Raw genomic sequence first — 12,079 nt, forward strand, 5'->3', positions numbered from 1 at the left:
AAACAATGGAGATCGCAATGAAAGTAGCAGCTCGTCTTCTTGCCTCTTTCGCTCTCGCAGGATTTGTCGCCACCGGAGCCATGGCGGCGACGTCGACCACGACAACGACAGCGCCCGCCGCCGGCACGACAACGACGATGGCGCCGACGACGAAGAAACCGAAGTCGACCATGACGCCCGAAAAGACCGCGATCTCGAAACAATGCTCGGCGCTTGCGGATCAGAAAGGTCTTCACGGCAAGGATCGCGAGAAGTTCCGCTCGGCCTGCAAGAAGAACGGCGGCAAGGCGCCGAGCTGATCCGTCGGATCACCGTGTCGGCACGCCCCTGTTTCATCGCACAGGGAAACCGTCGGCCCGACCGGTTAGGGTGATTTCATAGCGCTCGGGCCCCGGCAAGTCCGGGGCCTTTCACGTCTTCCAGGGTCGCCAGAAATGGCAGCGTCCGAAAGTCCGACTCGTGCAAAAAGGATGCTTGCGCGTCAATTTCCGCCGGGCGATGGTGCGGCAACCTTGGAGGGGGATCATGCGCAACATCACGATATCCGCGCTGTTGGCGATAGCCACCGTCTATGCGACCGCGGCCAACGCTTTAGACAGCAGCAATACCCCGGTCGTCGTCACGCCGCTTGCGTCGAAGACGACGACCGCGTCCGGCCAGCCGATCACGCTGCCGCAAAAGAATATCGAGGTTCAGGTCTCATCCTACCAGATAGCGCCGGGCGCGACCTTGCCGGTGCACAAGCATCCCTTCCCGCGCTACGCCTATGTCGAGCAGGGCACGCTCAAGGTCACCAATGTCGAGACCGGCGCTGCCAACACCTATAAGACCGGGGACTTCATCATCGAGATGATCGGCCAATGGCACCAGGCCACCAATATCGGCCCCGATCCCGTGAAGCTTCTGGTAATCGACCAGGTCGAACAAGGCGCCAAGAACACGATCCTGAAGCAGTAGCGAGCGTCCTTCTCTCGATTCACCCCCAGGCGCCCACCGGTTGCCGCGTGGTGGCGTTGAGGCGGTTGAAGGCGTTGATCAGCGCGATCTGGATCACCAGAGCGGCGAGCGCCTTGTCGTCATAGTGGCGCGCGGCCTCGTCCCAGATGCCGTCCGGCACTGCATCGGAGCGGTCGGCCAGTCGCGTTGCTGCTTCCGTCAGCGCAAGAGCGGCGCGCTCTGCATCGGTGAAATACGGCGTCTCCCGCCATGCCGACACGGCGAAGATCCGCTCGTCCTTCTCGCCCGCCTTCTTCAGCTCGCGAGCATGCATGTCGACGCAGACGGCGCAGGCGTTGATCTGACTGGCGCGCAGGTGAATGAGCTTGCGCGTCACATAAGGCACGTCGCCGGCTTCGGTCGATTTGTCGAGCGCGAGCAGCGCCTGCAGCGCGCCGGGAATAAGCATCACCGGATTCTTCAATCTTGCTTCCATCGTCGGTCTCCTCGGCCAATAAGGCTCGCATCGTTCAATAACCTACCAGTTATGAGTTATCCATAACTTTGCAGTTATGCATTGTCAAGCGGGTTGCATGGCTGGTCACTTCGATGGCTGGACCGATCGTTGCGGCTTTCGCGGCGGCGCGCCCGGTGCTAGGGCTGCCCATCTTCTCGAAAGCATGGATGGAAGCCGGTGGCGGACGCGCAAAGACCCCTGATCGAAATCTGCGTCGAAGGCATTAACGGGCTGCTTGCCGCGCAGGCCGCCGGCGCCGACCGGGTCGAGCTCTGCGCCAGCCTGATCGAAGGCGGCATCACGCCGAGCATAGGCACGGTGCGCGCCGCGCTCGAAAGCGCGGCTATTCCCTTCCATGTCATCGTGCGCCCGCGCGGCGGCGATTTCCTCTACAGCGAGGCCGAATACCGCTCGATGCTCACCGACGTCGAAGCGCTGCGCGAGCTGGGCGTCGCCGGCGTCGTCGTCGGCTGCCTCACCGCCGACGGCACCATCGACGAGGCGCGCATGAGCGCATTGGTTGAGGCTGCCGGCCCGCTCAACGTCACCTGCCACCGCGCTTTCGATATGACGCGCGATCCGTTCGAGGCGCTCGAAGCGCTGATCCGCTGCAAGGTCGGCCGCGTGCTGACCAGCGGCCAGCGCGACACGGCGGTCGAAGGCATTGAGCTTCTGGCGGAGCTCGTCCGCAAGGCCGGCGATCGCATCATCATCCTCGGCTGCGGTGCCCTGGCGCCAGACACGATCGGCGCGGTGCATAAGCGCACCGGATTGACCGAAATGCATTTTGCCGCCCTTGCCGATGTTCCGAGCGCGATGCGCTACCGCAACCCGCAAGTCGGCATGGGCGGCACCGACCTCGACCGCGAATACCGCAACACGGTGACCGACCAGGCCAAGGTGGCGGCGACGATCAGGGCCGCGAGAGCGTGATGGCTGAGACGGCCAAAGATCTGCTGCCGATCGAACGCCTCTCGCCCGGCGATGAAGCCGCCATCCTCGTGCTCAACAACGAGCACGCGGCGGAACTTTCCTGGCTGGAGGCGGATCGGTTGTCCTTCCTCATCAGGCAAGCCTTCTACACGCGCCGCGTCGGCGCGCTCGAAGCCTTCATCATGACCTTCGACCAGGATGCAGACTACGACAGCCCCAACTTCCTCTGGTTTCGCCAGCGCTACCCGCGCTTCGTCTATGTCGACCGTGTGGTGGTCGCCGCCGCGGCGCGCGGCCGCGGCCATGCCCGACGGCTCTATGAGGATCTGTTCGAGCAGGCCCGGCGCGCCGGCCACACGATCGTCACCTGCGAGGTCAACGCCGATCCGCCCAATCCGGCTTCCGACGCCTTCCACGCAGCACTCGGTTTCACCGAGGTCGGCGATGCGGTGATCCACGGCGGCAAGAAATCGGTGCGTTATTGGGCAAAACCCATCGCCGCCTGAGCGCCGCGACATCGCTGGCCAGGAAAACAAGCTGAAGCTAATATAGACGCTCCGCTGCGGGGGCGACATCATGGCGAGCAATGTCTTCCGCTTCAACGAGAGCTGGAACATCCCCGAAGGCACGCCGCAGGAAGTGTGGGACGTGCTGTCGGACGCCCAGTTGCTGCCACTTTGGCGGGGCGACGCCTATAAGGAGTCGAGCCGCTCGACAAGGAGGGCAAGGGCGTCGTCGGTGCCCGCGCCAGGGCAAGAGCGCGCGGCGCCTTGCCTTATGAGCTAAACTTCATCATCGAGGCCGCCGAGCTCATACCCGGCCGGCTGGTGGTGGTGAAGACCTTCGGCGATTTCGACGGGCTGTGGCGGGCGGAGCTGTCGCCGTCCGGGGCCGGCACGCATGTCGATCTGGTCTGGCAGGTCACGGTCGAAAGGCCGATCCTCAAGCTGCTCGCACCGATTCTGAGACCAGCCTTCGCCTGGAACCATCGCTGGACCACGCCGCGCGGCGAAGCCGGGCTCCGACGCTACCTCGCTGCGCAGCGAGCGACGAAACCTGCTTGATCACCAGTTGCGGTTGAGCCAGCCGCGGGCGGGCTTTTCGACGATGTAATAGCTCGCGAGCGCGCAGGCGAACACGGCCGCCAGCATCGGGATCGGCGCGCTGCCGCGCTCATCTACGAATTTGTAGAAAGGCTGCTGCCAGAGATAAAGCGAATAGGACCACAGCCCGAGCATCACCATCGGCCGCGACGACAACGGCCCTTTCAGAGAGCCGCCGGCGAAGTCGAGCGTGTTGACCGCCAGCGCCAGCAGCGGCACGGCGACGGTGTAGTGCAGAGGCGTCGGCACCCGGTCGCTGAACAGCAGGACGCCGCAGGCCGCGGCCGCGGCAGCCACATGGCGGCTCTTCAGGAAAGCCGGCAGGCGCCCATCGGCCTTGAGCAGGCAGATCGCGGCCGATAGCAGGATCGAGGCGATATGCACGTCGGTACGCCAGTAGGTGGTCTCGTAGCCCATGCCGAGAACCCCGTACGAAATGGCGCCGTTGGCCATCGCCAGCAACGCCAGCACGACCAGCAGCCGCACGACATTCGTCCTTCCGGGAACCACCACGCTGATCAGCGCCAAAAGGACATAGGAGTGCTCCTCGACGCAGAGCGACCAGATATGGTCGAGCGCGCCGGCGCGATTGATGAAGATGCCGGCATAATTGTAGGTGAAGGTCAGCGCCGTCAGCGCCGCCTTCCACTTGAAGGCGATATAGGTGCCGGCAAGGCCGATCATGGCGGCAACCACGAACACAAGCAGCGCGGGATAGATGCGCGAGAAACGGCGCTTGAAGAATTTCTTCAGCGGAAAACGCTCGATGAACAGGATCTCGCCCATCAGCCGGCCGCTCAGCACGAAGAAGAACTCGACGCCGAGGACACCGAGATTGATTCCCGGGACCGGAAAGAAATGGCCGATCAGCACCAGGGCGATCGACAGGCCGCGCCAGCCATCGAGATAGGCCAGCCTTGTCCTGGCTTCCCTGTCGGCTGCGGTCCGCGGCAGGACGACGGACGCTGCGGAGATGTCGGTCATACCGTGCCTTCGCAACTCGAGGTCCGCACGCGAAGCCTCGCCCGCATCCCGGACCATCTGGTGTTCCCGCCGAATTTATTTTGCAGTGCGGGATAACTTTGTGCAAGTGCGAAGCTGAAATTTGACCGGCGTTTCCGGTCAAGCCTCCGTTATGGAAAAAAAGGGGCCGAGCTGGCCCCTTCCTTGATCCGCGGCATTGCCGCTCAGGCGTTGGCCGCGGCCACGGCGCGCTTGGCCATCACTGCGATCAGATTGGCGCGATAGTCGGCGGAGGCATGGATATCGCTCATCAGCCCCTTTGCCGGCACTTTGAGGCCGCCGAGCGCCGCGGCATCGAAATTCTTCGCCAGCGCCGCCTCGATCTCCTTGGAGCGGAAGACACCGTCCTCCCCGGCACCGGTCACCGCCGCCCTCACCCCGTCCTTGCCCTTGGTCACGAACACGCCGACGATGGCGTAGCGCGAAGCCGGGTTGCGGAACTTCTGGTACGCCGCCTTGGTCGGCGCGGTGAAGCTCACCGCGGTGATGATCTCGCCTTCCTTCAACGCCGTCTCGAACAGGCCCTTGAAGAATTTTTCCGCGGCGATCTCGCGCTTGTTGGTGATGATCGTCGCCCCCAGCGCCAGCAGCGCAGCCGGATAGTCGGCCGCCGGATCGTTGTTGGCGATCGACCCGCCGATCGTGCCCTTGTAGCGCACGGCCGGATCGCCGATCAGCGATGCCATATGCGCGAGCGCCGGACAGGCCTTCTTCAGCTTTTCGTCCGTGGAGACGGCGTAATGCGTCGTCGCGGCGCCGATGGTGATCGTCTTGCCGGACACCTTCACGCCCTGCAGGTCCTTGAGCCGCGAGACGTCGACGAGGTCCGAGGGCGCCGCGAGCCGCGTCTTCATGGCGGGAATCAAGGTCATGCCGCCGGAGAGCAACTTGGCATCGCCGTTCTTCAAGAGCTTGGCGGCATCGGCGACGGAGGAAGCGCGATGGTAATTGACCGAATACATGCTCGTTCCTCCTCAGTGCTTCGTCGCGCGGATGGTTGCCCACACCGTCACCGGCGACGCCGGCATGGCGATGTCGACGACACCGAGCGCATCGGTGATGGCGTTGATGACCGCCGGCGGCGAACCGATGGCGCCAGCCTCTCCGCAGCCCTTGACGCCGAGCGGATTGCCCGGGCATGGCGTGTTCGAGGTCGAGACCTTGAAGGACGGCAGGTCGCCCGCGCGCGGCATCGTGTAATCCATGTAGCTTGCCGTCAGAAGCTGGCCGCTGGAGTCGTAATGCGCGCCTTCCAGCAACGCCTGGCCGACGCCTTGCGCGATGCCGCCATGCACCTGCCCCTCGACGATCATCGGATTGATGATGTTGCCGAAATCGTCGGCCGCGACGAACTGGATGATTTCCGTCAGCCCGGTTTCCGGATCGATCTCGACCTCGCAGATGTAGCAGCCGGCCGGGAAGGTGAAATTGGACGGATCGTAGAAGGCCGTCTCCTTCAGCCCGGGCTCCATGCCCGCCGGCAAATTATGGGCGGTATAGGAGGCAAGCGCCACCTGGAACCAGGGCAGGCTCTTGTCGGTGCCCGCGACCTTGACCTCGCCATTCTCGATGACGATGTCGCCCTCGTCCGCTTCCAGCAGATGCGCGGCGATCTTCTTGGCCTTGGCCTCGACCTTGTCGAGCGCCTTGACGATGGCCGACATGCCGACGGCGCCGGAGCGCGAGCCGTAAGTGCCCATGCCCATCTGCACCTTGTCGGTGTCGCCATGCACGATCGAGACGGAGTCGATCGGCACGCCGAAGCGCTGGGTGACCAGCTGCGCGAAGGTCGTCTCATGGCCCTGGCCGTGACTATGCGATCCGGTCAGCACCTCGATAGTGCCCACGGCATTGACGCGCACCTCCGCCGATTCCCACAGCCCGACGCCGGCGCCGAGCGAGCCGACCGCCGATGACGGTGCCAGCCCGCAGGCTTCGATGTAGCAGCTCATGCCGATGCCGCGCAGCTTGCCCTGCTTGGCGGCGTCGGCGCGGCGCATGGCGAAGCCGGCATAGTCGGCGGCCTTCATAGCCGCATCGAGCGATGCGTTATAATCGCCCGCGTCATAGGCCATGATCACCGGCGTCTGATGCGGGAAGGACGTGATGAAGTTCCGGCGCCTGAGCTCCGCCGGCGATACGCCAAGCTCGCGCGCCGCGGTCTCCATCATCCGCTCGAGCACGTACGTGGCCTCCGGCCGCCCGGCACCGCGATAGGCATCGACGGGCGCGGTGTTGGTGTAGACGGCGCGCACATTGGCGTGGATCGCCGGGATGTTGTACTGGCCCGACAGGAGCGTCGCGTAAAGATAGGTCGGCACGCAGGACGAGAACAACGACATGTAGGCGCCGAGATTGGCGATTGTGTCGACCTTGAGGCCGGTGATGCGGTTGTCCTTGTCGAAGGCCATCTCCACCGTCGAGACATGGTCGCGGCCATGCGCGTCCGACAGGAAGCTTTCAGTGCGGTCGGCGACCCATTTGACGGGAACGCCGGTCTTCTTCGATGCCCACAGGCAGACGATCTCTTCCGGGTAGATGTAGATCTTGGAGCCGAAGCCGCCGCCGACATCGGGCGCGATGACGCGCAGCTTGTTTTCCGGCGCGACATTGTAGAAGGCGCTCATCACCAGCCGCGCGACATGCGGGTTCTGCGATGTCGTCCAGCAGGTATAGTGGTCCTCCGCCTTGTCGTAGTGCCCGAGAGCCGCCCGCGGCTCCATCGCATTCGGCACCAGCCGGTTGTTGACGATCTTCATGCGCGTGACATGAGCCGCCGACTTGATCGCCGCGTCGGTCGCCTTGCCGTCGCCAAGCTCCCAGTCGAAGATCAGGTTGTTCTCGGCCTCGGCATGGACCTGCGGCGCGCCGGGCTGGATGGCTTTCGTGGCATCGACGACGGCCTTCAATTCCTTGTAGGTGATCTCGACCGCTTCTGCCGCGTCGCGCGCCTGGCCCTTGGTGTCGGCGATCACGATGACGACGGCATCGCCGACATAGCGCACCTTGTCGACGGCCAGAGGCGACCACGCGCCCATCTTCATCGGCGTGCCGTCCTTGGAGTGGATCATCCAGCCGCAGATCAGGTTGCCGATGCCGTCGGCCTTGAGCTCCTTGCCGGTGAGCACGCCGACGACGCCGGGCATCGCCTGCGCCTTTTTCACGTCGATCTTCTTGATCTGCGCATGAGCGTGCGGGCTGCGCACGAACACGGCATGCTTCATGCCGGGCACCACCATGTCGTCGACATAGCGGCCGCCGCCGGTGATGAACCTCTTGTCTTCCTTGCGCGCCACGCGAGCGCCGACGCCTTCGATACCCATTGCGGAAATCCTCCGGAAATTAGGGGAGTAGGGCAGTAGGGGAGTAAGGCAGTAGGGAAATCGGTGTCTTCTTCACCTACTCCCTTACTGCCCTACTCCCTTATTCCCCTAAGCTGCCTGTTTCGCCTTGCCCTTGGCGCCCTTCGCCATCGTTTCCGATGCGGCGAGGATCGCCTTCACGATGTTGTGGTAGCCCGTGCAGCGGCAGATGTTGCCTTCGAGCTCGGCGCGCACCGTCGCCTCGTCCAGGCCCTCCGGATGGCGCGCTATCATGTCGGTCGCCGTCATGATCATGCCCGGCGTGCAGAAGCCGCATTGCAGCCCGTGATGCTCCTTGAATGCGGCTTGCACCGGATGCAGCTCCGCGCCGTCGGCCAGTCCCTCAATGGTGACGATGGTCGAGCCCGACGCCTGCGCGGCGAGCATCGTGCAGGATTTCACCGCCTTGCCGTCGACATGCACGACGCAGGCGCCGCATTGCGACGTATCGCAACCGACATGCGTTCCGGTGAGACCCAGGTGCTCCCGCAGGAAATGCACCAGCAACGTTCGGTCTTCGGCGCTCCCGCTGACCCGTTTCCCGTTCACAGTCAACGACACGTCCGACATACAGCCTCCCTGGGTATTAACCTCGGTCCTCACCCTGCCGATGCCGCGCTTGTGCTTCGGCAGTACGTTATTCGCGCACCGTACAACGGGCAAAACAGCGCTGCCAGCGCCGGCTCCATTGTACTTTCGATCATGGCAAAAGCTATGTGCAGCGCAGCAACCCGCCCCATTGCCAAAACCGGGATTGAAGGCAAAGATGCCTTCGACGCGAAGCGTGCCTGACAGGCATAAGAAAAGACACGCACAAACAGCGTTGGAGGAAATCGCGGAGGAGGCAGCTGGCCAGTTCGAGCACACGCTATGCATCGGGCCTTTCGGCGCTCACCACGGATGAGCCCGACCCGGATTCCTTTGCCCGGGCCATCGCTGCGGAAGCGGCGATCGTCGATGCCGGCTTCGCGCTTCTGTTCTTCTCCCAAAGCCTGGTCGACGCGGCGGCGCTTGCGCAGGCGCTGAAGGTCCACGCGCCGTCGCTCGCCTATGCCGGCTGCTCGACCGCCGGCGAAATCACGCCGCAGGGGCTGGAGGAAGGGCATGCCCTCGCACTGCTTTTACCGTCGGCGTCGTTTTCGATCGTCAGCACCACGGTCGAAAACCTCTCCTCCTCCGGCATGGACGGGATAACCGGCGAGGTCGTGGAGCTGCGCCGCCTGCTGCGATCCCGCGCCGGCCGGGAGCGGGCGAAGAGCGTCTTTGCCCTCTGCTTCATCGACGGCCTTTCCTATGCCGAGGAAGCGGTGACCTCGGCCATCCACTGGGGGCTTGACGACATCCCGCTGATCGGCGGCTCGGCGGGCGACGACCTGAAATTCGAGACGACCAGCCTGATCTCGAACGGCAAGGTCACGTCGGACAGCGCCATCATCGTGCTGGTCGCGACCGAGATCCCTTTCCACGTCTTCAAGACCGACAATTTCATTCCGACCGACGAGAAGCTGGTGGTGACGGCGTCCGATCCGGACCATCGCATCGTGCACGAATTCAACGCCGCCAACGCGGCGGAGGAATATGCAGCCTCCGTCGGCACTGTGGCCCAGGCGCTGACGCCGCTAAGCTTCGCCTCCCATCCCGTGGTCGTGAAGGTGGCGGGCGAATATTACTGCCGCTCCATCCAGCGCATGCATGTCGACGGCTCGCTGTCGTTCTTCTGCGCCATCGACGACGGCGTCGTCCTTTCCATAGCCCAGCCGAAGAACATGGTGGAAGCGACACGCGCCGCGTTGGAGGATGCCGAACGCAAGGTCGGCGGCATCGACATGATCCTGGGCTTCGACTGCGTGCTGCGCCGGCTCGATGCGCGCAACCGCCAGGTCTACCGTGACATTTCGGAACTCTACCGGACCAACAAGGTCATCGGCTTCGGCACCTATGGAGAGCAGTATCGCTCCATGCACCTCAATCAGACCTTTACCGGCATCGCCTTCGGCGAGCGCCGGGCGGCCGAGTGAGCGAGATGCCGCTTCGCGACATAAACGACCTCGAAAGGCTTAAGAAGATCAACGCGGCCCTTCTCAGCCGGGTCGAGCGCTCGATGGACCAGCAAGGCAACGCCTTCTCGCTGTTCCAGACCGCCATCTCGCTGGAAAACCGGGTGCGCAATCGCACCGAGGAGTTGCACGCCACGCTGCGCCGGCTCGAGCAGTCGAACATCGACCTCGTCGCCGCCAAGGAGACGGCCGAGTTGGCGAACCTTTCCAAGACCAGGTTCCTGGCCGCCGCCAGCCACGACGTGCTGCAGCCGCTCAACGCCGCGCATCTGTCGGTCTCGGCGCTGGCCGAGGTCCAGACCAGCGAGGAAGGCCGCAAGCTGGTGCGTCAGGTCGAGCGCTCGCTGGAGACGATGGAAGACCTCCTGCGCACCCTGCTCGACATCTCCAAGCTCGACGCCGGCGTGGTGCAACCGGAAATCGTCGACATCAGCCTTGAGACGCTGTTTTCCTCGCTTCGCTCGGACTTCTTGCCCGAGGCGGAAAAGAAAGGCCTGTCGCTGAAATTCCGCCCGGTCAATGTCGTCGTGCGGACAGACCGCACGCTGCTCAGGCGCATCCTGCAGAACATCCTCTCCAACGCACTGCGCTATACCCGCTCCGGCGGCGTGCTGGTCGGTACCAGGCATCGCGGCGATACCATACGCATCGACGTCGCGGACACCGGCTGCGGTATTGCCGAGGACCAGCGCGAAGCGGTGTTCGAGGAGTTCCACCGCGGCACCGTGACGCTTGCCGATGCAGGGCTCGCCGGCGGGCTTGGCCTCGGCCTCGCCATCGTGCGCCGCATGGCCGCCGCGCTCGGCCACCCCGTGACCTTTTCCTCGAAGGTCGGGCGCGGCACCATCTTCCACATCGACGTGCCGGTCGGCATGGCAGCCGAACCGGTGGCGGCCGTTGCCGACATGGAGCGCCCTCGTGGTTACGGCCTGTTCGGTACCAAGGTGCTTTTGGTCGAAAATGACGTCGACGTGCTCTCTGCCATGACCTCGCTGCTGGAACGCTGGCAATGCCAGGTGCGCGCCGCCACCTCGACCGACGATGCGCTCGACCTGCTCGGCGACACCGCCTGGGTGCCCGACATCGTCATCGCCGACCAGCATCTCGACGGCGGCGACCTCGGCACCGCGACGATCGCCGACGTGCGCGACTATCTCGGCCGCCCCGTGCCGGCGCTGATCGTCACCGCCGACAGCTCCGAGCTCGTCGCCAAGGCCGCCCGCGCCGCCGGCATAGAGCTGATGCGCAAACCGCTGAAGCCGGCGCAACTGCGCGCGCTGCTGGCGCATCTTCTGGCTTAGGCGCCCGCCCTAAAACCCGGCCTGGTCCCGAAACAGTTCCGCATTGTCCAGCTTCGAGACCTCGATCACCGCCTGCGTGCGGCTATAGACGTTGAGCTTGCGCAGGATCTCCGAGACATGCGCTTTCACGGTGGTCTCGCCCACCTGCAACTCATAGGCGATCTGCTTGTTCAGCATGCCCTGGCGCAGCATCTGCAGGACCCTCAGCTGCTGCGGCGTCAGCTTGGCCAGACGCTGCACCATGTCGGCGCGGTCGGTGCTGTCGGGCTCCGGCGGCTGGCTTTCGTAGTTTTCCGGCACGTAGACGGCGCCATCCATCACCGAGCGGATGGCGGCGGCGAGATCGCTCTTCCTTGCCGATTTCGGGATGAAGCCGGCGGCGCCATAGGACAGCGCCTCGGAGATGATCTTCGGCTCCTCATAGCCCGACACGATCACCACCGGCAGCCGCGGATAGCGGGTCCTGAGCTGCAGCAGGCCTTCGAAGCCATGCACGTCGGGCATGCTCAGATCGAGCAGCGCGAGGTCGAACGGCTTTGCGTCGGCAAGGAGCTCGATGGCTTCCGCGATCGAGCGCGCCTCGACCGTGTCGACGTCCGGATAGGCCATCTGCACCGCGCTGTGCAACGCCTCGCGAAACAGCGGGTGGTCGTCGATGATCAGGAAGCGGGCGCGATCGCTGACGGGGGTCATTGCACGGGTTCAGGCATCGGTTCGGTTTCAGCCGGCACAGGATAGTCCTGTGACCATGGCCAGATTATTGGCAAATAGTATACGCCCAATGGTACCGTGCATTGTCACTGAAACGACAGGCCGATGTGCCGGGACGCCCCCGGTCTTGCCCGCC

General features: G+C 64.2%; 15 protein-coding genes. 8 read left to right on the forward strand and 7 right to left on the reverse strand.

Annotation, left to right across the window (positions count from 1 at the left end):
• The first annotated feature begins 17 nt into the window (after positions 1-17).
• Both MJ8_RS19795 and MJ8_RS19800 read left to right on the forward strand, forming a co-directional pair.
• Entirely contained in the window at positions 18-299 is a 282-nt protein-coding gene (locus MJ8_RS19795; protein ID WP_201410463.1) for a hypothetical protein, read from the forward strand.
• 226 nt (positions 300-525) lie between these two features.
• Positions 526-957 (forward strand): cupin domain-containing protein, encoded by a 432-nt coding sequence (locus MJ8_RS19800; protein WP_201410464.1) that lies wholly within the window; start codon positions 526-528, stop codon positions 955-957.
• Positions 958-976: 19 nt separating this feature from the next.
• On the opposite strand, the gene MJ8_RS19805 is transcribed toward MJ8_RS19800, so the two are convergent.
• Positions 977-1,432, reverse strand: a complete 456-nt coding sequence (locus MJ8_RS19805) for a carboxymuconolactone decarboxylase family protein (RefSeq protein WP_201410465.1) — start codon at positions 1,430-1,432, stop codon at positions 977-979.
• Between the two features lie 198 nt (positions 1,433-1,630).
• Between MJ8_RS19805 and MJ8_RS19810 the strand changes: the two genes are divergently transcribed.
• The 4 genes from MJ8_RS19810 (at position 1,631) to MJ8_RS32365 (ending at position 3,450) form a co-directional block, all read left to right on the forward strand.
• Positions 1,631-2,386 (forward strand): copper homeostasis protein CutC, encoded by a 756-nt coding sequence (locus tag MJ8_RS19810; protein WP_201410466.1) that lies wholly within the window; start codon positions 1,631-1,633, stop codon positions 2,384-2,386.
• Positions 2,386-2,892, forward strand: a complete 507-nt coding sequence (locus MJ8_RS19815; protein WP_201410467.1) for a GNAT family N-acetyltransferase — start codon at positions 2,386-2,388, stop codon at positions 2,890-2,892. Before MJ8_RS19810 ends, MJ8_RS19815 begins: the two co-directional genes overlap by 1 nt.
• Before the next feature lie 70 nt (positions 2,893-2,962).
• Entirely contained in the window at positions 2,963-3,172 is a 210-nt protein-coding gene (locus tag MJ8_RS32360; protein ID WP_225247967.1) for a hypothetical protein, read from the forward strand.
• Complete coding sequence (locus MJ8_RS32365) at positions 3,157-3,450, forward strand: hypothetical protein (RefSeq protein WP_225247968.1); 294 nt, start codon at positions 3,157-3,159, stop codon at positions 3,448-3,450. Before MJ8_RS32360 ends, MJ8_RS32365 begins: the two co-directional genes overlap by 16 nt.
• On the opposite strand, the gene MJ8_RS19825 is transcribed toward MJ8_RS32365, so the two are convergent.
• The 5 genes from MJ8_RS19825 to MJ8_RS32370 form a co-directional block, all read right to left on the reverse strand.
• Positions 3,451-4,473, reverse strand: a complete 1,023-nt coding sequence (locus MJ8_RS19825; RefSeq protein WP_201410468.1) for an acyltransferase family protein — start codon at positions 4,471-4,473, stop codon at positions 3,451-3,453. It abuts the gene before it with no gap.
• A gap of 203 nt (positions 4,474-4,676) precedes the next feature.
• Complete coding sequence (locus MJ8_RS19830; protein ID WP_201410469.1) at positions 4,677-5,474, reverse strand: FAD binding domain-containing protein; 798 nt, start codon at positions 5,472-5,474, stop codon at positions 4,677-4,679.
• 12 nt (positions 5,475-5,486) lie between these two features.
• Positions 5,487-7,835: a xanthine dehydrogenase family protein molybdopterin-binding subunit gene (locus tag MJ8_RS19835; RefSeq protein WP_201410470.1), complete on the reverse strand. Its 2,349-nt coding sequence runs from the start codon at positions 7,833-7,835 to the stop codon at positions 5,487-5,489.
• A 108-nt stretch (positions 7,836-7,943) separates the two neighbouring features.
• Positions 7,944-8,444 (reverse strand): (2Fe-2S)-binding protein, encoded by a 501-nt coding sequence (locus MJ8_RS19840; RefSeq protein WP_041011799.1) that lies wholly within the window; start codon positions 8,442-8,444, stop codon positions 7,944-7,946.
• 29 nt (positions 8,445-8,473) lie between these two features.
• The gene (locus tag MJ8_RS32370) at positions 8,474-8,908 is read right to left on the reverse strand and encodes a hypothetical protein (protein WP_225247969.1); all 435 of its coding nucleotides are present in this window, start codon (positions 8,906-8,908) and stop codon (positions 8,474-8,476) included.
• Here MJ8_RS32370 and MJ8_RS19845 point away from each other — a divergent pair.
• On the forward strand, positions 8,897-9,892 hold the full coding sequence (locus MJ8_RS19845) for an FIST N-terminal domain-containing protein (protein ID WP_318528219.1): 996 nt from the start codon (positions 8,897-8,899) through the stop codon (positions 9,890-9,892). The two genes, MJ8_RS32370 and MJ8_RS19845, sit on opposite strands and share 12 nt — an antisense overlap.
• Before the next feature lie 5 nt (positions 9,893-9,897).
• Positions 9,898-11,232 (forward strand): hybrid sensor histidine kinase/response regulator, encoded by a 1,335-nt coding sequence (locus MJ8_RS19850; protein WP_201415501.1) that lies wholly within the window; start codon positions 9,898-9,900, stop codon positions 11,230-11,232.
• A gap of 9 nt (positions 11,233-11,241) precedes the next feature.
• Here MJ8_RS19850 and MJ8_RS19855 read toward each other — a convergent pair whose 3' ends face one another.
• Entirely contained in the window at positions 11,242-11,925 is a 684-nt protein-coding gene (locus MJ8_RS19855; protein WP_201410471.1) for a response regulator, read from the reverse strand.
• Positions 11,926-12,079: the final 154 nt, after the last annotated feature.

This window comes from Mesorhizobium sp. J8 (assembly GCF_016591715.1).
In the GTDB taxonomy this organism is placed as follows: domain Bacteria; phylum Pseudomonadota; class Alphaproteobacteria; order Rhizobiales; family Rhizobiaceae; genus Mesorhizobium.